Genomic DNA, 19,996 nt, shown 5'->3' on the forward strand with positions numbered 1-19,996 from the left:
TGTGACTCAACTGAACTGTCCCGGTTGCCGGGAAAGTCGCATATGTCGCGGGCTCACTCCCCCGGGTGATCTGCCGCTTACGCATAGTCCGTTCGGGCCATTCAAGATTGGGCCCGAAGGGGGTGTTGCGCTGTGCCCACCTTCCGTAACGTCCTCAACTGGCGGCGGTGAATATGCCGCTGCCGCCGTGGGGGAGCCTCGATTCGGGAGAGGACGGCGCCGGTATGGGCTGGGTAACCGACTGGAGTGCGCAGGCCGCCTGCCGCACTACCGATCCGGATGAACTGTTTGTTCAGGGAGCAGCGCAGAACAGGGCCAAGGCGGTGTGCACCGGATGTCCGGTACGCACCGAATGCCTGGCGGACGCGCTCGACAATCGCGTCGAGTTCGGCGTGTGGGGAGGCATGACCGAGCGCGAGCGCCGCGCACTGCTGCGCAGGCGTCCTACGGTGACCTCCTGGCGCCGCCTGCTGGAGACGGCGCGTTCGGAGTACGAGCGTGGGGCCGGCATCCTGCCGCTCGATGACGACGAGATCTACGAGAACTACGCGGCGGTGGGCTGAGGAGAACCCTCGGCTCAGGCGTCGGCAGCCTCGGGCAGCTCCGGCCGGTTGGCCGCGAGCCGGTTCCCGATGTCCCGCAGCCCCGTGAGGTCATGCACATCGCCGGGCAGCGCGGCCACTTCGGACACCGCCACCTCGGGGTGGAGCGCGGTGAAGCGATCGCGCGTGCGCTGCTCGCGGGAGAGCAGGTGCATGCGTTCCGCGTGCAGCCTCAGCAGGCCCGCGGTGAGGTCGTCCACGGTCCGGTCCGCGTCCGCGCCGGTGTTCGCGTCGGCGCTCGCTGTCCGGTCCGTGTCGGTGACCGTGTGCCGGTTCGCGCCGGTGGGGGCGTCGCGCTCCGGATCGGTTGCGGGAGATTCTGAACTGCCGTACGTGTCGGGAGAGTTACGAAGACCAGCTTTCCCGCCGTCCTGATCCACAATGCGGGGCTCTTCAAGATTTTCCGCCGCGCGGGCATGGACGAGGTCGAGGTTCTCCGCAGCGGCGAGCGCCCGCTCGGCGGACAGCTGGGCGGCACCGCTGCCGTGCACGCGGTTCAGCACCAGGCCGGCCAGCGGCATGTCCTCGGCGGCCAGCCGCTCCACGAAGTAGGCGGCCTCCCGCAGTGCGTCCCGCTCGGGAGCCGCCACCACCAGGAACGCCGTGCCCGGCGCCTGGAGCAGCTTGTACGTGGCGTCCGCGCGCGTGCGGAAGCCGCCGAACATCGAATCCATCGCCGCGACGAACGTCTGCACGTCCTTCAGCAGCTGCCCGCCGAGCAGCTTGCCGAGCGCGCCGGTCATCATCGACATCCCGACGTTCAGGAACTTCATTCCCGCGCGGCCGCCGACCTTGGCGGGCGCGAGCAGGACGCGGATCAGCTTGCCGTCCAGGAACGACCCGAGCCGCTTCGGCGCGTCCAGGAAGTCCAGCGCCGAGCGGGACGGCGGTGTGTCGACGACGATCAGGTCCCACTCGTCCCGCGCGCGCAGCTGCCCCAGCTTCTCCATCGCCATGTACTCCTGCGTGCCCGCGAAGCCCGCCGAGAGCGACTGGTAGAACGGGTTGCCCAGGATCGAGGCCGCCCGGTCGCCGTCCGCGTGCGCCTCGACGATCTCGTCGAAGGTGCGCTTCATGTCGAGCATCATGGCGTGCAGTTCGCCGTCCCCCTCGACGCCCTTGACGCGGCGCGGGGTGTTGTCCAGCGAGTCGATGCCCATGGACTGGGCGAGCCGGCGGGCCGGGTCGATGGTGAGGACCACCACCTTGCGGCCCCGCTCGGCCGCCCTGAGCCCGAGCGCCGCCGCCGTGGTCGTCTTGCCGACGCCGCCGGAGCCGCAGCACACCACGATGCGGGTCGCCGGGTCGTCGAGCAGCGGATCGAGGTCCAGCACGGGAGCGGGGGAGAGACGGCGCCGGGGGCTTCCCTGGTCGTGGGCCTGGTCCGGACTCATGCGATCCCCTGCTTCCGCAGTTCGTGGGCGAGCTGGTACAGGCCCGCGAGGTCCAAGCCCTCGGCGAGCAAAGGCAGTTCGTGCAGCGGCAGGTCGAGTTCCCCGAGGACCGCGCGCTGCTCGTGCTCCAGCGCGTACCGCTCGGCGTACTCCTCGGCCTGCTGCAGGAGCGGATCCACCAGCCGCTCGGCGTGCCCCCCGCGCCGCGCCCCGCCGAGCCCGGCGGCGGACAACGACCGGGCGACGGATGAACGAGTCACGGTCCGTACGAGTTCCAGACCGTCCTCGTCCAGCACCTCGGGCCGCACCATGTTGACGATGACCCGCCCCACCGGCAGCTTCGCCGCCCGCAGCTCGGCGATACCGTCGGCGGTCTCCTGGACGGGCATCTCCTCGAGCAGCGTCACCAGGTGCACGGCCGTCTCCGACGACTTCAGCACCCGCATCACCGCCTGTGCCTGATTGTGTATCGGGCCGATCCGGGCCAGCCCGGCGACCTCGTCGTTGACGTTCAGGAAGCGGGTGATGCGGCCCGTGGGCGGGGCGTCCATGACGACGTAGTCGTAGATGAACCGCCCGTTCTTGTCCTTGCGCCGCACCGCCTCGCACGCCTTGCCGGTGAGGAGGACGTCCCTCAGTCCGGGCGCGATGGTGGTGGCGAAGTCGATGGCGCCGAGCTTCTTCAGGGCCCGTCCGGCGCCTCCCAGTTTGTAGAACATCTGGAGGTAGTCCAGAAGGGCCAGTTCGGGATCGATGGCCAGTGCGTATACCTCACCGCCCCCCGAGGCGACGGCGATCTTGCGTTCCTCATAGGGCAACGCCTGTGTCTCGAAGAGCTGTGCGATGCCCTGCCGGCCCTCCACCTCGACGAGAAGCGTCCGCTTCCCTGCCGTGGCGAGGGCCAGCGCGAGGGCCGCGGCGACCGTCGTCTTACCGGTCCCGCCCTTACCGCTGACGACCTGGAGCCTGCTCACGTCTTCGAGCGTAACCATTCGGCGCCCGAGGCAATCGGGAGGCTGTGGACAAGGGGGGTCGATATCGGCCACATGGCCTGTGGAACGGGCCCTCGGGCGACAGCGGATACAGTCGGCCCCATGACCAAGTGGGAATACGCAACCGTGCCGCTGCTCGTCCACGCAACGAAGCAGATTCTGGACACCTGGGGCGAGGACGGCTGGGAGCTCGTCCAGGTCGTGCCCGGGCCGAACAACCCGGAGCAGCTCGTCGCCTACCTGAAGCGGGCCAAGGCGTGAGCGCGGTCGAGACGAGGCTCGCCGAGCTGGGGCTGACCCTGCCGGCGGTCGTGCCGCCGCTCGCGGCCTACCAGCCGGCCGTGCAGTCCGGCCCGTACGTGTACACGGCCGGCCAGCTGCCCATGGTGGACGGCAAGCTGCCGGTCACCGGCAAGGTGGGCGCCGAGGTCACCCCCGAGGAGGCCAAGGAGCTGGCCCGCACCTGCGCGCTGAACGCCCTGGCCGCCGTCAAGTCGGTCGCGGGCGACCTGGACCGCATCGCGCGCGTGGTGAAGGTCGTCGGCTTCGTGGCGTCGGCCTCGGACTTCACCGGCCAGCCCGCCGTCCTCAACGGCGCGAGCGAACTGCTGGGCGAGGTCCTCGGCGACAAGGGCGTGCACGCGCGCAGCGCGGTGGGCGTCGCGGTGCTGCCGCTGGACGCGCCCGTGGAGGTCGAGATCCAGGTGGAGCTCGTTCCGTAGTCGTGTTCCGTCCCGTAGGCGCCTTCGCTCCGTGGGCGCCTTGCGGACGCCTCTCCCCGGTGCCGTGCGGGGCATCCCGGAGGCGTCCCCGCGGGCGCCCCGTGGACGCGCTCCGACCTCGGGGGCCCCTCGAACATTCACGCACCACGGGATAGCCTCGCGCCCATGGCGAATGGGCAGTGGTTCCCCCAGGACTGGCCGGAACGCATCCGCGCGCTCGCGGACGGCACCCTCACTCCGGTGGCCCCGAAGCGCGCGGCCACCGTCATGCTCCTGAAGGACACCGACGGCGGTCCCGTCGTCCACATGCTGCGCAGACGCGCCTCCATGGCCTTCGCCGGAGGCGCGTACGCCTACCCCGGCGGTGGCGTCGACCCGCGCGACGACGACCTTCACGTCCGCTGGGCGGGCCCCACGCGCGCGTGGTGGGCCGAGCGGCTCGGTGTCGACGAGACGGCGGCCCAGGCGATCGTCTGCGCGGCCGTACGCGAGACCTACGAGGAGGCGGGCGTCCTGCTCGCGGGGCGCACGCCCGATTCCGTCGTCGGTGACATCACGGGCGCCGACTGGGAGGCGGACCGGGTCGCGGTGGCCACCCGTGAACTGTCCTTCGCCGAGTTCCTCGACCGCCGAGGCCTGGTCCTGCGCTCCGACCTGCTCGGCGCCTGGACGCGCTGGATCACCCCGGAGTTCGAGTCCCGCCGCTACGACACCTGGTTCTTCGTGGCCGCGCTCCCCGAGGGCCAGCGCACCCGCAACGCCTCCACCGAGGCCGACCGCACGGTGTGGATCCGCCCGGCGGACGCGGCGGCCTCGTACGACAAGGGCGAGCTGCTGATGATGCCGCCCACCATCGCGACCCTGCGCCGGCTCGTCCCGTACGCCACGGCCGCCGAGGCGCTCGCCGCGGCTCCCGGCCGTGATCTGACGCCCGTCCTGGCGCAGGCCCGCCTGGAGGAGGGCGAGGTCGTGCTGTCCTGGCCGGGGCACGACGAGTTCACCAAGCACATCCCGACCGAGGCGACCGGCGTGCGCGGCGCGGCCGGCGCTGCTGGCGTGACCGACGTGACCGACGCGACCCGCGGGGGCGTCGCATGACGGACATCGGTGGGCGCGCCGGCGCGAGCGGTCTTCCGAGCCGGCCGCCCGGCGGCGGGCGGGTCCTTCGCGGGGCCCTCGCGCCGTCCGGAGCGCCCCGATGTGCCGCGTCGGCCGTCCGCCGCCGAGGTGACGTTCCGCCCAGCCCTATGGAAGGCCCCTTCGCATGACCGACGCAGCCGCTCTCCCCGGCCAGCCGCGAGGCGGAGTCCTCTCCGGCCCGGCCACCCCGCGCGCGGTCAACGTCCTCGCGCCGAACGCGTCCGCGATGACCCTGGACGGCACGAACACCTGGATCGTCTCCGAGCCCGACTCCGACCTGGCGGTCGTGATCGACCCGGGCCCGCTGGACGACGGCCACCTGCGCGCGGTCGTCGACACCGCCGAGCGGGCCGGCAAGCGCGTCGCCCTGACCCTGCTGACGCACGGCCACCCCGACCATGCCGAGGGCGCCGCCCGCTTCGCCGGACTGACCGGCACGAAGGTGCGGGCCCTGGACCCCGCGCTGCGGCTCGGGGAGGAGGGCCTGGCGGCCGGGAACGTGATCAGGGTGGGCGGCCTGGAGCTGCGGGTCGTCCCGACGCCCGGCCACACCGCCGACTCCCTCTGCTTCCATCTCCCGGCCGACCGGGCCGTGCTGACCGGCGACACGGTCCTCGGCCGTGGCACGACCGTCGTCGCGCATCCCGACGGCCGCCTGGGTGACTACCTGGACTCCCTGCGGCGGCTCAGGTCCCTCACGGTCGACGACGGCGTCCACACCGTCCTGCCGGGCCACGGGCCGGTCCTGGAGGACGCACAGGGCGTCGTGGAGTTCTACCTCGCCCACCGTGCCCACCGCCTCGCCCAGGTCGAGACGGCCGTCGAGAACGGCTACCGCACCCCCGCCGAGGTCGTCGCCCATGTGTACGCCGATGTCGACCGCTCCCTGTGGCCCGCCGCGGAGCTGTCCGTGCGGGCGCAGATGGAGTACCTGAGGGAGCACGGGCTCATCCAGGGTCCGGTCTAGGGTTCCTGCGGCCTGTCGGCCTTCACGCCGTGCACGCGCGCGTACTCTTCGGCGAGCCAGGGGCCGAGGTCGTCGACGTAGGACAAGAGGACGGCGCGGTCGCCGCTCGGCTCGTACCCGAGGGCGGCCGCCGCCCGTAGCTGCTGCGCGCGCCGCGGGTAGAAGGCCCCGAAGGCCTCCGCCATCTCGTGCAGGTCGCTCGTCCAGCCGTTCCAGCGGGGCATGACGAGCGTGAACGCGGTGCGCACGAGGTGGCGGGACATGAACCGGACGAGGGGCCTCAGGGCCTCCTCGGAGTCCTCCGTGGCGGCGATGCGATCGCGCCAGCGCGGCAGGAGCAGGGCGAGGTCGCCGTTGGTCTCGCGCGCGAGCAGGGAGTCCGGGCGGTAGCGGGGCAGGTGCGCGGCGAGGTCCTCCCCGAGCAGCGGCGTGCACAGGCACGCCAGGAACCACCCCAGGTCGTGCCTCTCCAGGTCGCTCAGCACGCGCGCGTGGTCCACCAGCAGCGTGCCGCTGCCGTCGATCTGCGGGAACTGCGTGTCGAGGGCCTCGTCGAGCGCACGGCCGTCGGCCCGGTCCGCGTCGGTCGGCTCCTCACGCAGGACCACCAGAAGGTCCAGATCGCTGTGTCCCTCGCGCGCGGTACCGCGCGGAATCGACCCGTAGAGGTACGCGCTGTGCAGCCGGGTTCCGAAGACGCCCGGGATCCGGTCCCGAGCCGCCGCGACGACCGGCCGAAAAACATCAGGCACGCGCGCGAGGGAGCCTTCGCGGGCGATGTGTCCTCGGGAGTCGAGCCCTCGGGAGTCGAGCCCTCGGGAGGAGACCGCTTCGGTCATGGAACCACCGTGCGGACCAGGCCGTCCGGCGCTTGAGGACGAGGCGCCTCAAGGGCCGAAGCGGGGGTCTGGGGGCGGCAGCCGCCGGAGACGGTGACGGTCACACCGATCGGTCTTCCCCTCGTGCAGCGGCCGGCGCCTAGCGGGACCGCTTGGCCAGTCGCTCCACGTCCAGCAGGATGACCGCCCGCGCCTCCAGGCGCAGCCAGCCGCGCTGGGCGAAGTCCGCCAGCGCCTTGTTCACGGTCTCGCGCGAGGCGCCGACGAGCTGGGCCAGCTCCTCCTGCGTCAGGTCGTGCACGACGTGGATGCCCTCTTCGGACTGCACGCCGAAGCGGCGCGAGAGGTCCAGCAGGGCGCGGGCCACGCGGCCGGGGACGTCCGAGAAGACCAGGTCGGACATGGCGTCGTTGGTCTTGCGCAGGCGCCGGGCGACGGCGCGCAGCAGGGCGGTGGCCACCTCGGGCCGGGCGTTCAGCCAGGGCTGGAGGTCGCCGTGGCCGAGACCGAGGAGCTTGACCTCGGTGAGGGCGGTGGCCGTCGCCGTGCGCGGACCCGGGTCGAAGAGCGAGAGCTCTCCGATGAGCTCGCTGGGACCCACCACGGCCAGCATGTTCTCCCGGCCGTCCGGGGAGGTGCGGTGGAGCTTGACCTTGCCCTCGGTGACGACATAGAGCCGGTCGCCCGGGTCGCCCTCGTGGAAGAGGGAGTCGCCACGGGCCAGGGTCACCTCGCTCATGGAGGCGCGCAGTTCTGCGGCCTGCTCGTCGTCGAGTGCCGCGAAGAGCGGGTTGCGCCGCAGAACGTCGTCCACGAGTTCTCTCCTTGTCGACCTGCTCAGGGGATCTTGCTTCCCCGCTTACCAGGGGACCGTGTTCCCCGTTTTGCTGGACGGTCCAAACAGTGTGATCTGTCACAAGGATGCCGCACACATGTCCCGAGGTAAGCGGCAGGGGTCCAATTGGGGGCCGATCTTCAGGGTCCGGGGCGGATGTCGGTGCCGGGCTTTAGGCTGGCCGAGTGTCCAAATCGCCGGTGAGAGCACAGGCCAAGGGGGCTGGACGGGTGGTTGTACGTCGTCTTTCCGCTGTGGGCGAACAGGACCCCGGCGGTGGTAGGAAAACGGCAAAGGTGACAAACGAAATGCCTGCGAAGAAAGCGGCCGACAGCGGGAAAGAAGCCGGCAGCGGGAAAGCGGCCGTCGAGAAGGTCGCGGCCGGGCGCGGTGCGAAGAAGGCCCCCGGGGACAAGGAAGCCGTGAGCAAAGCTCCCGCGACCAAAGCTGCCGCGAGCAAGGGCTCCGCGAGCAAGGGGGCCGGCCAGGGCGCCGCGGTCAGGAAGCCCGAGTCCCACACCGCTCTCGTCCGCCGTGCCCGTCGCCTCAACCGCGAGCTCGCCGAGATCTACCCCTACGCCCACCCCGAACTGGACTTCGAGAATCCCTTCCAGCTGGTGGTCGCCACGGTCCTGTCCGCCCAGACCACCGACCTCCGGGTGAACCAGACGACCCCCGCCCTCTTCGCCAAGTACCCCACCCCCGAGGATCTGGCCGCCGCCGACCCGGAGGAGGTCGAGGAGATCCTCCGCCCCACCGGCTTCTTCCGGGCCAAGACCAAGTCGGTTATGGGCCTCTCCAAGGCCCTGGTGGAGGAGTTCGGCGGCGAGGTCCCCGGTCGGCTCGAAGACCTGGTCAAGCTGCCCGGCGTCGGTCGCAAGACCGCCTTCGTGGTGCTGGGCAACGCGTTCGGCCAGCCCGGGATCACCGTGGACACGCACTTCCAGCGGCTCGTACGGCGCTGGCAGTGGACCGAGGCGACCGAGCCCGACAAGATCGAGGCGGCCGTCGGCGCGCTCTTCCCCAAGAGCGACTGGACGATGCTCTCGCACCATGTGATCTTCCACGGCCGCCGTATCTGCCACGCCCGCAAACCGGCCTGCGGCGCGTGCCCCATCGCCCCGCTCTGCCCGGCGTACGGCGAGGGTGAGACGGACCCGGAGAAGGCGAAGAAGCTCCTGAAGTACGAGAAGGGCGGCTTCCCCGGCCAGCGCCTGAATCCGCCCCAGTCCTACCTGGACGCGGGCGGCAGGCCCGCTCCGCCGCTGGGGGCCGGATGACGGAAGGCCTGACGGAAGGGCGGACGGCGGCCCGCACCGGCCTGCGTATGCCCGCGCCCCGTACGCCCCGTACGAGGCGTACGACCTGCGAGTCGCATACGACCCGCAGGACACAAGCAACTCGCAGGACACAAGCAACCTGCTCGACACGTACGACCGGCGGGACACGTACGACCCGCGGGGCACATACGACCCGCAGGACAGATGAGACCCGCGCGGCGCGAATGACACCCAGGACACGCGGGACACACGTGATCGGGGGTCGGCGCGCGGAACGATCTGTCGGTTCCCGGGCGTTGGACAGGGCAGAACGGGGGGTGGTGTGGCGATGACACGCGCGAGCAACACGCAGGGCGAAGCGGTGACGCTCAGCAAAGAGGGTCTGCCCGCCTGGCTGGACCCGGTGGTGCACGCCGTCGAGACGGTCCAGCCGCTCCAGCTCAGCCGCTTCCTGCCCCCGGAGAACGGCGCGGGGCGCCAGTCGGCCGTCCTGATCCTGTTCGGCGAGGGCGAGCGCGGACCCGAGCTGCTGCTCATGGAGCGTGCCAGCTCCCTGCGCTCCCACGCGGGTCAGCCCTCCTTCCCGGGCGGCGCCCTCGACCCGGAGGACGGCGACCCGCACGGCGACGGGCCGCTCCGGGCCGCGCTGCGCGAGGCCGAGGAGGAGACCGGGCTCGATCCGGCCGGCGTCCAGCTCTTCGGCGTGCTGCCCAAGCTGTACATCCCGGTCAGCGGCTTCGTCGTCACCCCGGTCCTGGGCTGGTGGCGCGAGCCGAGCCCGGTCGGCGTGGTCGATCCGGCGGAGACCGCCCGCGTCTTCACGGTTCCCGTGGCGGATCTCACGGACGCGGAGAACCGCGCCATGACCGTGCACCCCAGTGGTCACCGAGGCCCGGCATTTCTGGTCGAATCCGCCCTTGTATGGGGTTTCACGGCCGGGGTGATCGACCGCCTGCTGCACTTCGCGGGCTGGGAGCACCCCTGGGACCGCGAGAAGCAGGTCCCGCTCGACTGGCGGTCATGACAGGGTGTCCACCGTGCTGTGTCTGCCCGGGGGAACCCCATCGCCGCTTCGCGGCGGGTCGGACCCCCGGCCGACCTGTGGTGACCGCGATTTGACGAGGCGAGGCGCGAAGCGGTGAACGTGCTGGACATCCTGTTGTTGGTTGCGGCCGTCTGGTTCGCGGTCGTCGGCTACCGCCAGGGCTTCGTCGTCGGCATCCTGTCGGTGATCGGTTTCCTGGGCGGCGGCCTCGTCGCCGTGTACCTGCTGCCCGTGATCTGGGACGCGCTGACCGACAACTCGGAGGTGAGCACCACGGCCGCGGTCGTCGCGGTCATCGTCGTGATCGTCTGCGCCTCGATCGGCCAGGCCCTCACCACCCACCTCGGCAACAAGCTGCGCCGGTACATCACCTGGTCCCCGGCCCGCGCGCTGGACGCGACCGGCGGCGCGCTGGTCAACGTCGTGGCGATGCTGCTGGTGGCGTGGCTGATCGGGTCCGCCCTCGCCGGCACCACCCTGCCCACGCTGGGCAAGGAGGTCCGTAGCTCCAAGGTGCTGCACGGGGTGTCCGACGCGCTGCCCGACCAGGCCGACACCTGGTTCGCCGACTTCTCCTCCGTCCTCGCGCAGAACGGCTTCCCGCAGGTCTTCAGCCCGTTCTCCAACGAGCCGATCACCGACGTCCAGCCGCCCGACCCGGCCCTGGCCAACAGTGCGGTGGCCAAGCGCGCGCAGCGCTCCATCGTCAAGGTCATGGGCACCGCGGAGAGCTGCGGCAAGGTTCTGGAAGGCACCGGCTTCGTCTTCGGCGAGCGCCGTGTCATGACCAACGCGCACGTCGTGGGCGGCGTCGACGAACCCACCGTCCAGATAGGCGGCGAGGGCCGCAAGTACGACGCCACGGTCGTCCTGTACGACTGGAAGCGCGACATCGCCGTCCTGGACGTGCCGGATCTGGACGCGCCCGTGCTGCAGTTCACCGCCAAGGACGCGGTGAGCAGTGACGGCGCGATCATCGCCGGGTTCCCGGAGAACGGTTCGTACGACGTCCGTGCCGCGCGTGTGCGGGGTCGCATCAAGGCCAACGGGCCCGACATCTACCACCGCACCACCGTGCGCCGTGACGTGTACTCGCTGTTCACGACGGTCCGTCAGGGCAACTCCGGAGGCCCGCTGCTGACCCCCGACGGCAAGGTGTACGGCGTGGTCTTCGCGAAGTCCCTCGACGACGCCGACACCGGCTACGCCCTCACCGCGGACGAGATCCAGCAGGACATCACCGAGGGGCGTACCGCGGGCCAACAGGTGGACAGCGACAGCTGCGCCCTTTGAGGAGCCGACGGGAGCGCCCCGCGGAGGGGGGCGCGGAGTGGGCCCGGACAGGGCCCCTCGGCGATCCTCCGCCGGGTCAGCCTCGAGGGTGACGCAGGCGGACCGAGACCCAGCGGGCCCGGCGGCGCAGGATGCGCGGAATGCCCACCCGGAGGTCCGAGCCCGGCAGTTGCGGGTCGGCACCTCGTTGGTGGGGGCTCAGGCCGTTGGCCGAGCGGCGGTTGCGTGGTGCGTCACTGTAGTCGTGCGTCCAGCCCATACACCGACGTCTGCCCCTGCCCCAAGGTCGATAACCGTTCTCAGAGCGGCCAATTGGCCTATGCGCCGGGCATTTGGCTGTTCGTCGTACTGACGTTCAGGACCGGCCGCCTGCCACGATGGCGCGGTCACCGATCGGGCTCGGGATCCTTCAGCCAGTTGACCAGTTCGGTGGAGAAAGCGACCGGATCCTCCTCGTGCGGGAAGTGGCCGAGCCCGTCGAACAGCCGCCAGCGGTACGGCGCTTCGACGTACTCCCCGGAGCCTGCCGCGCTCCGGGTGCGCATCACCGGATCGAGGGATCCGTGCAGATGCAGCGTGGGCACGCGCACGGGCCGCTTCATGCGCCGGTAGAACTGGACGCCGTCCGGCCGGGCCATCGAGCGCACCAGCCACCGGTACGGCTCGACTGCGCAGTGCGCGGTGGAGGGGATGCACATGGCGCGCCGGTAGGTCTCCACCGCCTCGTCCTCCGGCGGCCGCGGCCCGGACCAGTCCCGGATCAGCCGGCCCACCAGTTCGCCGTCGTCGGCGGTGAGCTGCCGCTCGGGGATCCACGGCCGCTGGAAGCCCCAGATGTGGGAGCTCGCGGTCGTCTGCCGGACGTCGGCGAGCATCGCCGAGCGCCAGCGCCGGGGATGCGGCATCGAGGCGACGGCGAGCCTGCGGACGAGCTTGGGGCGCATCACGGCCGCCGTCCACGCCAGGTAGCCGCCCAGGTCGTGGCCGACCAGCGCGGCGTCCGGCTCGCCCAGGGAGCGGATCACGCCGGTGATGTCGAGGGCGAGGTTGGCCGGGTCGTAGCCGCGCGGCGTACGGTCGCTGCCGCCCACGCCCCGCAGGTCCATCGCGACGGCCCGGAAGCCCGCGTCGGCCAGCGCGACCAGCTGGTGCCGCCACGTCCACCAGAACTGCGGGAAACCGTGGACGAGCATGACCAGCGGACCGTCGCCGACCTCGGCGATGTGGAAGCGGGCACCGTTCGCGGCGACCTCGCGATGGGTGACCTGCACGCCGCAGACGGCGTCCGGCCGTACGACCGAAGCGGGCTGGGCCGAAGGAGTGGCGGGGTCCGTCATGACGACGAGCGTGCCACAGCCTCGATGGCCTCCGGGACCCGGTCCTGCGGGAGCTCGGGCCGCGGGTGCGGCTTGGCGTTCTGGAGGACGCCCGCCGAGGCCTTCATCGACGCGGCGACCTTCTGCGGACCCTTGCTCTTCTGCGCCTTCTTCGCGAAGACCACGCCGATCAGGACGAGGACGAGCGCGACGAGCACGTTCGCCGCGAAGGAGAGCAGGAAGCAGATCGCGAGGTTCCAGTCGCTCCAGGTCCGAATGCCGTACGCCAGGGCGAAGTTGAGCATCGGAAGGGAGAACAGCAGGACCGCGCCGGCCACCGAGAACGCCCCACCGCTCGTCGCTCCCCGCTTGACGTCCTGCTTCAGCTGGGCCTTCGCCAGCGCGATCTCGTCGTGCACCAGCGCAGACAATTCGGTCGTCGCCGAGGCGAACAGCTGGCCGATGCTGCGTTCGGCGCCGACCGGGCTGCCGTCGGGTGCGCTCATCGCGTTCTCCCTCTTCTGCTGCTGTGCTGCTTCTGGCTTCTTTTGTACCGTCCCGTCAGATCATGCCGGACGGTTGCCCTCCTCGCCTGCCCCGCCCGTCACTTCGGCAGGCCCGTGGCGCGTGTCGGCCCCTCCTCGGCCCTCTACCCGGGCTCCTCCCGAGCCTTTCCGAGAGCCTCCCCGAGGGCATTCTCGCGGCCGGCGTCGCGGGCGATCTCCTCGGCTCGGCGGCGGTGCTCGGCGGCCTTGCGGTCGTAGATCTCCGCCATCCGCAGGTGATAGGCCGGGTCGCCCTCCTCGTACACGTCCGGGATGCCGTCGAGGTCGTCGTCGCGCTCCTCGGCCTCCCACATCCGGCGGTATTCGGCGTTGCGCAGCTTGAGCAGGACGGTCGCGAGGGTCGCCGCGATCAGTGAGCCCAGCAGGACGGCGGCCTTGACCTCGTCGGTCAGGACCGGGTCGCCCTCGAAGGCGAGCTCCCCGATCAGCAGCGACACGGTGAAGCCGATGCCGGCCAGGGACGCGACGGCGAAGACGTCCGCCCAGGCGAGGTCCTCGCTCAGCGAGGCGCGGGTGAAGCGGGCGGTCAGCCAGGTCCCGCCGAAGATGCCGATCGTCTTGCCGACGACGAGACCGAGGACGACACCGAGCGTCTCCGGCCTTCCGAAGACGTCCCCGATCGCGTCGCCCGAGATCGCCACACCGGCGCTGAACAGGGCGAACAGTGGCACCGCGAGCCCCGCGGAGAGGGGCCGGACGAGGTGCTCGATCCGTTCGCCGGGGGAGTGCTCCTCGCCCTCGCGCGTCGTGCAGCGCAGCATCAAACCCATCGCGACCCCGGCGATCGTGGCGTGCACGCCGCTGTTGTACATCAGCGCCCAGATGACGAGCGCGAGCGGGACGTAGACGTACCAGCCGGTCACGCCCTTGCGCAGCAGCAGCCAGAACAGGAGCAGGCCGACGGCCGCGCCCCCCAGCGCCACCAAGTCGATGGTGCTCGTGAAGAAGACCGCGATGATCAGGATCGCGAAGAGGTCGTCGACGACCGCGAGGGTGAGCAGGAAGGCGCGCAGCGCGCTCGGCAGGGACGTGCCGATGACGGCGAGCACGGCCAGGGCGAACGCGATGTCGGTGGCCGTGGGCACCGCCCAACCGTCCAGTGAGCCCCCGCCGCTGAGGTTGGTGAGCGTGTAGACGAGCGCGGGCACGGCCATCCCGGACAGCGCGGCCGCCACGGGGAGCGCGGCGGCCCTGGGGTCCTTGAGGTCACCGGCGACGAGTTCCCGCTTGAGTTCGATACCGGCGACGAAGAAGAAGATCGCGAGCAGGCCGTCGGCCGCCCAGTGCGCGACGGAGAGGTTCAGTCCGAGGGCCGCGGGTCCGAAGTGGAAGTGGCTGACGCTCTCGTAGCTGTCGTGCAGTCCGGGTGCGTTCGCCCAGATCAGCGCCGCGACGGCGGCGACGAGCAGCAGCACACCGCCGACGGTCTCGGCGCGCAGCGCTTCCGCGACGAAGTTCCGCTCGGGCAGGGACAGCCGTCCGAAGACCTTGCGGGGGGCGGTGTTGCGGGGCGCGGACACGGTGAGGGCCTCCGGTCGGTGGGCAGCACTGAGCACATGCCGACCAGACTTCCCGGCGCACCTTTTTCTTTAGCCTACCTAAAGTACGCAGGGAGGAATCCGGTGATCCCCACGGTAGGGGTGAAAAGGGCACCCGGCGCGGTGTCGCCGGGTGCCCATCCCCTGACCTGCTCAGTCCTCGCTGGGTGCGGCGGGGAGCTTCGCCTGGATGAGATCCATGACGGTGGAGTCGGTCAGTGTGGTGACGTCCCCGAGCTGGCGGTTCTCCGCGACGTCGCGCAGCAGCCGGCGCATGATCTTGCCGGAGCGGGTCTTCGGCAGTTCCGCGACCGGCATGATCCGCTGGGGCTTGGCGATCGGGCCGAGGGTGGTGCCGACGTGGTTGCGCAGGTCGGCGACGAGGTTTTCGTCCCCGGCGTCGGCCGTGCCACGCAGGATGACGAAGGCGACGATGGCCTGTCCGGTGGTCTCGTCGGCGGCGCCGACGACGGCGGCCTCGGCGACGGCCGGGTGGGAGACGAGCGCGGACTCGACCTCGGTGGTGGAGATGTTGTGGCCGGACACGAGCATGACGTCGTCGACGCGGCCGAGGAGCCAGATATCGCCGTCGTCGTCCTTCTTCGCGCCGTCGCCGGCGAAGTACCTGCCCTCGAAGCGCGCCCAGTAGGTGTCGAGGAAGCGCTGGTCGTCGCCCCAGATGGTGCGCAGCATCGACGGCCAGGGCTCGGTGAGGACCAGGTAGCCACCGCCGCCGTCGGGCACCTCGTTCGCCTCGTCGTCGACGACGGTGGCGGAGATGCCGGGCAGCGGCCGCTGTGCGGAGCCGGGCTTGGTGGCGGTGACGCCGGGCAGCGGCGAGATCATCATCGCGCCGGTCTCGGTCTGCCACCAGGTGTCGACGATCGGTGTCCGGTCGCCGCCGATGTGCTTGCGGTACCAGATCCAGGCCTCGGGGTTGATCGGCTCACCGACCGAGCCGAGCACGCGCAGGGAGGACAGGTCGAACTTGGCGGGGATGTCGTCGCCCCACTTCATGAACGTACGGATCGCGGTCGGCGCCGTGTAGAGGATCGTCACCCCGTACTTCTGCACGATCTCCCAGAACCGGCCCTGGTGCGGGGTGTCCGGGGTGCCCTCGTACATGACCTGCGTCGCGCCGTTGGCCAGCGGTCCGTAGACGATGTAGGAGTGCCCGGTGACCCAGCCGACGTCGGCGGTGCACCAGTAGACGTCCGTTTCGGGCTTCAGGTCGAAGACCGCGTGGTGGGTGTAGGCGGTCTGCGTCAGGTAGCCGCCGGAGGTGTGCAGGATGCCCTTCGGCTTACCCGTGGTTCCCGACGTGTAGAGGATGAACAGCGGGTGCTCCGCGCCGAACGCCTCGGGGGTGTGCTCGGTCGGCTGACGCTCGACGATCTCGTGCCACCACACGTCACGCTCGCCGTTCCAGGCGACGTCCTGGCCCGTGCGTCGCACGACGAGCACATGCTCGACGTTGCCCGCGCGGTCGGCGGCGTCGTCCACGGCCGGCTTCAGCGCGGACGGCTTGCCGCGGCGGTATCCGCCGTCGGAGGTGATGACGACCTTGGCGTCCGCGTCCTGGATACGGGTGGCCAGTGCGTCCGCCGAGAAGCCGCCGAAGACGACCGAGTGCGCGGCGCCGATCCGGGCGCAGGCCAGCATCGCGACGGCCGTCTCGGGGATCATCGGCATGTAGACGGCGACCCGGTCGCCCTTCTGCACCCCCAGCTCCAGCAGGGCGTTGGCGGCCTTCGACACCTCGTCCTTGAGCTCGGCGTAGGTGATGGCGCGGCTGTCGCCCGGCTCGCCCTCGAAGTGGATGGCGACCCGGTCGCCGTTCCCGGCCTCCACATGCCGGTCGACGCAGTTGTAGGCGACGTTGAGCTCGCCGTCCTTGAACCACTTGGCGAACGGCGGGTTCGACCAGTCCAGCGTCTCGGTCGGCTCCTTGGCCCAGGTCAGCCGACGCGCCTGCTCGGCCCAGAAACCGAGCCGGTCAGCCTTGGCCTGCTCGTACGCCTCCGCCGTGACGTTGGCGTCGGCCGCCAGATCGGCGGGCGGCGCGAACCTGCGTTCTTCCTTGAGCAGGTTGGCCAAGGATTCGTTGCTCACGACATCTCCCCCTCGAAGGGTGTCCGTGTCCGTTGTGTCCCAGGCCACAGCTCATCAGACCCAGGGGTCCGGTGACAAGGCCCGACCAAAAATTGGTTTAGACCTGTAGGGGCCGCCGCTTGCCGACCTCGTTCCACGGTGGCCGGAGAGCGTCCCTGGTTCGACCCAGGCCGTCCACCTTGGATCGATCCAGGCCGTTCCCCTTGGATCGGCCTGGAACGGCCTGGAACGACTTGGATCGACCCAGGGGTCATCCGTACCCACGGACACGGAGCGGAGGGAGTTCAGCCGGTGTAACGCCTTTCACATCCGCGCCCGCGCCGCGAGACATCGGGGAGGCGTCGCGCCGGTTCAGGCCGGCACACCCGCCTCCCCCACATGGCCGAACAACTCGCCGTCGCCCGCGGCCTCCTCCGTGAGCAGGTACGTCTGCGCCTCACCCACGTGGAAGTACAGCCCGTGCAGTTCCAGAGCCCCGCTCCGCAGGGCCCGGGTCACCGACTCGTGGGCCCGCAGGTGCTCCAACTGCTGGACCACGTTGGTCAGGCAGAGCTGCTCGACCGCGTCCACCGGCGCCCGCCCGGCCAGTCGGGCGTGGGGACGGCCGTCGTCGGCCATCCGCTCCAGGCTCGGCACACCGTGCCGCAACCACCGCTGCAACGGGGTCCGCGCACCGCCGGGTTCGGTGTCGAACAGCGCCTGCATGGCGCCGCACCCGGAGTGCCCGCACACCGTGATGGACCGCACCTTCAGCACGTCCACCGCGTACTCGATCGCGGCCGCCACCGAGTCGTCCCCGCTCTCCTCGCCGGGCGGCGGCACGAGGTTGCCGACGTTGCGCACCACGAACAGGTCGCCCGGACCACTTGAGGTGATCATCGATGTGACCAGCCGGGAGTCGGCGCAGGTGAGGAAGAGCTGGGTGGGCCGCTGCCCTTCCCGGGCCAGTCGCGCCAGCTCACCCCGCACGTGCGGTGCTGTGTTGCGCTGGAACGCGCTGATGCCACGCACCAGTTGATGTCCACTCGGCTCGACGGACGCTCCTGACCGCCCTCCCCGGCCCGGCTGGCCTTCCTCGCCCGGCTCGCCCGGCTGGCCCGGCTCTTCTGGCCGGCCTGGAGGTTGCGGCGGGGACGGCCGCTTCGGCCCTCCTGGCTTCGCCGACTCGGCGGACTGTGTCGTCTCCCTCCCTCGGGCTGATCCGGGCGCTTCCGTGCCTGTGCCTGTGCTCGCCGCTGTCTCTTCCGCTGGGCTTGCTGCGTCGGACGACTCTGCGGCCTGCGCTGTCAGTGGTGTCGGTGTGGGTGTCGGCGTCGAGGCCTGTGGGGTCTGTGGTGTCTGCGGGGTCTGTGTCGTTTCCCGTGGTACTTCGCACTGGTGGTTGCGCCAGGGCGTCCAGGGACGGCAGCGGCAGTCGGCGATCGGAACCTCGCCGGCGTGAACGGGATCGAGCGCCGGGGGAGCGGTCGAGCCACCTTCTCCGATACCGGCGCGAGTACCGGTGCCAGTACTGATGCCGGTGCCGGTACTGCTGCGGGAGCCGACGCCTGCCTGGGCATCGGCTCTGGTGTCCGCCTCGACGTCCGTACTGGTGTCGAGTCCCGTTCCGGAGCGGCGGCCGGTCAGCTCGACGGAGCCACCCCGGGCGGTGTGTGTCTTCTGCCAGTCCTGCAGGGCCTCGTACGCCGCGTGGTCCATGAAGGAGCCGTCCAACTCGACGACGACATGGGTGGCTTGGGGTACGAGATGCAGGATGCGGCTCAGTCGCGGCACGGCGAGGAACGTCAGCTGGCCTCTTACGTGGACGTGATGGACTCCTTCGTGCTCGTGGTGGGTGATCCGGGTGCGGGCGAGGCGGTGCAGGGCGACGGCGACGGCCACGGCGATGCCGAGCGTCACGCCCTCCAGGACGCCGAGGACGACCACGCCGAGGGTGGTGACGGCGTACACCAGCACCTCACGGTGGCGGGTCACCGTACGAATGTGGTGCAGGGACACCATCTGGATGCCGACGGCCATCACCAGGGCGGCGAGTGAGGCGAGCGGGATGAGATCCAGAATCGGGACCATCAGCAGCGCGGCGACTACTACGAGAACGCCGTGCAGCATCGTCGAGTTCCGGCTCACGGCACCGGCTTGGACATTCGCCGCACTGCGCACCGCCACGCCCGCCACCGGCAGCCCGCCCAGTGCTCCGGAGACGATGTTGGCCGCGCCCTGGCCCAGCAGCTCGCGGTCCAGATCGGAGCGGCCGACACGGGTGGAGCGGGCGCTGAGCAGGTCCGGCCGCGAGGAGATCAGCTTGTCCACGGCGACCGCGCCGAGCAGCGACTGCACGCTGCACACCAGGGTGGTGGTGAGGACGGCGGCCATGAGTCCGAGCACCGGTCCCTCCGGCAGCCCCGCCAGCGCGTGACTGCTCCAGGACGGCAGGTCCACCTTGGGCAGGGTGAGACCCGCGAGCGCGGCGGTGACGGTGGCGCCGGTGACGGCGACGAGTGCGGCGGGCACTCTCTGCGCCAGGCGGCCCACCCGGCCGGGGATGCGCGGCCAGAGCAGCAGCAGGGTCAGAGTCAGCGCGCTCACGGCCACGGCCGCCGGCTGCAGGCCGGCCAGCTGGGCGGGCAGAGCGCGGAGATTGTCGAGGACCGAGCTCTGAGGGGTGCCGCCGAGGACGACGTGCAGTTGGGCGACGGCGATGGTGACGCCGATGCCGGCGAGCATGCCGTGCACGATGGCGGGGCTGACGGCCAGGGCGGTGCGCGCCACGCGCAGACAGCCGAGACCGAGCTGGGCGAGTCCGGCGAGGACGGTGATGGCGCAGGTCGTCCGCCAGCCGTAGCGCTGGATGAGGTCGGCGGTGACCACGGTCAGACCGGCCGCGGGGCCGCTGACCTGGAGCGGCGCACCGCCGACCCATCCGGCGACGATCCCGCCGACGGCGGCGGCGACGAGACCGGCCTGTAGGGGCGCGCCGGTGGCCAGGGCGATGCCGAGGGACAGGGGCAGGGCGATCAGGAAGACCGCGATCGAGGCGGACACGTCGGCGCCCGCGATGCGGAAGCGGCGGTGCGGGGCCGGTGGGGGGCTGGTGGTCGGCTGGATGCGCTCGGTGCGCGTCGAGTGGGCGGTGCGGGTGGGGGCGCAGGCGGACATGGTTCCCGTCTCCTCCGGGGCAGCGCGGTCGCGGAACATGTGGTCCCCCGGTTGGGGCGGGGGCGGTCGCGGCCGTGGGTCACGGCGTGCAGCGGCGGGATGAAATCAACGCTCGGTAAACAGATCGTAATGCAGAGTAAAGGCCAAGCATGGATATTTGCGGCAAATGGGGCAGGTAATCACCCACGCGAGTGAAGTG

18 protein-coding genes are annotated in these 19,996 nt (G+C 71.0%); 8 read left to right on the top strand and 10 right to left on the bottom strand.

Annotated elements, in window-relative coordinates; translation table 11 throughout:
• Positions 1-224: 224 nt before the first annotated feature.
• Positions 225-563, top strand: a complete 339-nt coding sequence (gene wblA / locus ASD48_RS10315) for a transcriptional regulator WblA (protein WP_020129278.1) — start codon at positions 225-227, stop codon at positions 561-563.
• Between the two features lie 14 nt (positions 564-577).
• Here the strand turns inward: wblA and ASD48_RS10320 are convergent, their stop codons facing one another.
• Entirely contained in the window at positions 578-1,996 is a 1,419-nt protein-coding gene (locus ASD48_RS10320; RefSeq protein WP_057601206.1) for an ArsA family ATPase, read from the bottom strand.
• On the bottom strand, positions 1,993-2,970 hold the full coding sequence (locus ASD48_RS10325) for an ArsA-related P-loop ATPase (RefSeq protein WP_057601207.1): 978 nt from the start codon (positions 2,968-2,970) through the stop codon (positions 1,993-1,995). The genes ASD48_RS10320 and ASD48_RS10325 overlap by 4 nt, the downstream gene beginning before the upstream one ends.
• Before the next feature lie 120 nt (positions 2,971-3,090).
• Between ASD48_RS10325 and ASD48_RS43180 the strand changes: the two genes are divergently transcribed.
• The 4 genes from ASD48_RS43180 to ASD48_RS10340 all read left to right on the top strand — a co-directional run bounded on the left by ASD48_RS43180 (position 3,091) and on the right by ASD48_RS10340 (position 5,817).
• Positions 3,091-3,249 carry a DUF4177 domain-containing protein gene (locus tag ASD48_RS43180; RefSeq protein ID WP_020129281.1) on the top strand — a complete coding sequence of 53 codons (159 nt, stop codon included), beginning with the start codon at positions 3,091-3,093 and terminating at the stop codon, positions 3,247-3,249.
• On the top strand, positions 3,246-3,710 hold the full coding sequence (locus ASD48_RS10330) for a RidA family protein (protein ID WP_057601208.1): 465 nt from the start codon (positions 3,246-3,248) through the stop codon (positions 3,708-3,710). Before ASD48_RS43180 ends, ASD48_RS10330 begins: the two co-directional genes overlap by 4 nt.
• 165 nt (positions 3,711-3,875) lie before the next feature.
• Complete coding sequence (locus ASD48_RS10335) at positions 3,876-4,808, top strand: NUDIX domain-containing protein (RefSeq protein ID WP_057601209.1); 933 nt, start codon at positions 3,876-3,878, stop codon at positions 4,806-4,808.
• Between the two features lie 166 nt (positions 4,809-4,974).
• Positions 4,975-5,817, top strand: a complete 843-nt coding sequence (locus ASD48_RS10340) for an MBL fold metallo-hydrolase (RefSeq protein ID WP_057601210.1) — start codon at positions 4,975-4,977, stop codon at positions 5,815-5,817.
• On the opposite strand, the gene ASD48_RS10345 is transcribed toward ASD48_RS10340, so the two are convergent.
• Positions 5,814-6,656, bottom strand: coding sequence for a nucleotidyltransferase domain-containing protein (locus tag ASD48_RS10345; RefSeq protein ID WP_057601211.1), 843 nt, complete (start codon positions 6,654-6,656; stop codon positions 5,814-5,816). The two genes, ASD48_RS10340 and ASD48_RS10345, sit on opposite strands and share 4 nt — an antisense overlap.
• 139 nt (positions 6,657-6,795) lie before the next feature.
• The gene (locus ASD48_RS10350; RefSeq protein WP_020129286.1) at positions 6,796-7,470 is read right to left on the bottom strand and encodes a Crp/Fnr family transcriptional regulator; all 675 of its coding nucleotides are present in this window, start codon (positions 7,468-7,470) and stop codon (positions 6,796-6,798) included.
• A gap of 329 nt (positions 7,471-7,799) precedes the next feature.
• On the opposite strand from ASD48_RS10350, the gene nth reads away from it, so the two are divergent.
• The 3 genes from nth (at position 7,800) to ASD48_RS10365 (ending at position 11,109) form a co-directional block, all read left to right on the top strand.
• Positions 7,800-8,771 (top strand): endonuclease III, encoded by a 972-nt coding sequence (gene nth, locus ASD48_RS10355; RefSeq protein ID WP_057601212.1) that lies wholly within the window; start codon positions 7,800-7,802, stop codon positions 8,769-8,771.
• 328 nt (positions 8,772-9,099) lie between these two features.
• On the top strand, positions 9,100-9,795 hold the full coding sequence (locus ASD48_RS10360; protein ID WP_057601213.1) for a CoA pyrophosphatase: 696 nt from the start codon (positions 9,100-9,102) through the stop codon (positions 9,793-9,795).
• A 114-nt stretch (positions 9,796-9,909) separates the two neighbouring features.
• A complete protein-coding gene (locus ASD48_RS10365) occupies positions 9,910-11,109 on the top strand; it encodes a MarP family serine protease (protein ID WP_057601214.1) in 1,200 nt (399 codons plus the stop codon).
• A gap of 76 nt (positions 11,110-11,185) precedes the next feature.
• On the opposite strand, the gene ASD48_RS45100 is transcribed toward ASD48_RS10365, so the two are convergent.
• From ASD48_RS45100 to ASD48_RS10390, 6 genes are all read right to left on the bottom strand, one after another.
• On the bottom strand, positions 11,186-11,368 hold the full coding sequence (locus ASD48_RS45100; RefSeq protein WP_078615678.1) for a hypothetical protein: 183 nt from the start codon (positions 11,366-11,368) through the stop codon (positions 11,186-11,188).
• 127 nt (positions 11,369-11,495) lie between these two features.
• On the bottom strand, positions 11,496-12,446 hold the full coding sequence (locus tag ASD48_RS10370; protein WP_057601215.1) for an alpha/beta hydrolase: 951 nt from the start codon (positions 12,444-12,446) through the stop codon (positions 11,496-11,498).
• Complete coding sequence (locus tag ASD48_RS10375) at positions 12,443-12,931, bottom strand: phage holin family protein (RefSeq protein ID WP_057601216.1); 489 nt, start codon at positions 12,929-12,931, stop codon at positions 12,443-12,445. Before ASD48_RS10375 ends, ASD48_RS10370 begins: the two co-directional genes overlap by 4 nt.
• A 143-nt stretch (positions 12,932-13,074) precedes the next feature.
• Positions 13,075-14,511 carry a Na+/H+ antiporter NhaA gene (nhaA, locus tag ASD48_RS10380; protein ID WP_057601217.1) on the bottom strand — a complete coding sequence of 479 codons (1,437 nt, stop codon included), beginning with the start codon at positions 14,509-14,511 and terminating at the stop codon, positions 13,075-13,077.
• A 171-nt stretch (positions 14,512-14,682) separates the two neighbouring features.
• Entirely contained in the window at positions 14,683-16,641 is a 1,959-nt protein-coding gene (gene acs / locus ASD48_RS10385) for an acetate--CoA ligase (protein WP_057601218.1), read from the bottom strand.
• Positions 16,642-16,992: 351 nt separating this feature from the next.
• Positions 16,993-19,797, bottom strand: a complete 2,805-nt coding sequence (locus ASD48_RS10390) for a SulP family inorganic anion transporter (protein ID WP_057601219.1) — start codon at positions 19,795-19,797, stop codon at positions 16,993-16,995.
• Positions 19,798-19,996: the final 199 nt, after the last annotated feature.

This window comes from Streptomyces sp. Root1310, from assembly GCF_001426425.1.
Taxonomy (GTDB): domain Bacteria; phylum Actinomycetota; class Actinomycetes; order Streptomycetales; family Streptomycetaceae; genus Streptomyces.